At 59.5% G+C, this 501-nt stretch carries 1 protein-coding gene; it reads left to right on the forward strand.

The window, feature by feature from the left end; translation table 11 throughout:
• The first annotated feature begins 147 nt into the window (after positions 1-147).
• Positions 148-444 carry a ribbon-helix-helix protein, CopG family gene (locus tag VG556_RS22375; RefSeq protein WP_423180052.1) on the forward strand — a complete coding sequence of 99 codons (297 nt, stop codon included), beginning with the start codon at positions 148-150 and terminating at the stop codon, positions 442-444.
• The last annotated feature ends 57 nt before the right edge of the window (positions 445-501 follow it).

Genomic DNA, 501 nt, shown 5'->3' on the forward strand with positions numbered 1-501 from the left:
TGTCTAAGTAGCCCCCAACCCCTTCCACACGCTCGAGCCGGGCTGGATGTGCGGGGCTAGTGATACCGCACATTTGTCTCACGGTGAGACCGCCCAGCAGCAAAATACCCCCTTGCAGGCACTCCGCGTTACTCCTAGACTCCAGCCATGCCTTCCGATCAGACCCGCGTGAATCTCACCCTCCCGGCCGATGTGGTCGATGTTCTTGACCGCCTCGGCAAGGTCACCGGTGCTGGCCGGGCCACGATCATCCGTGAGTGGCTCATTGAGGGTCGCCCAATGTTTGCTGAGATGGCCACTGCTGCCGAGATGGCTCATGACCGTCAGGTCGATGCACTGAAGGTCATGGGCGATGTGCTCCGTCAGACTGATATTGCCACCAACCAGCTTGATCTGGCTATCAAGTCGAATCGGCGTGCTGCAATGAGGAAGCGCAAACAGTGATCGATTGGCTCTCCAGGGTCGTGCCTTGTGCGCACTCGATGCCGATCACTGGAGGCC

Origin of the sequence: Stenotrophomonas sp. CASM106, from assembly GCF_049384825.1 — a bacterium.
GTDB lineage: Bacteria > Pseudomonadota > Gammaproteobacteria > Xanthomonadales > Xanthomonadaceae > Stenotrophomonas > Stenotrophomonas muris.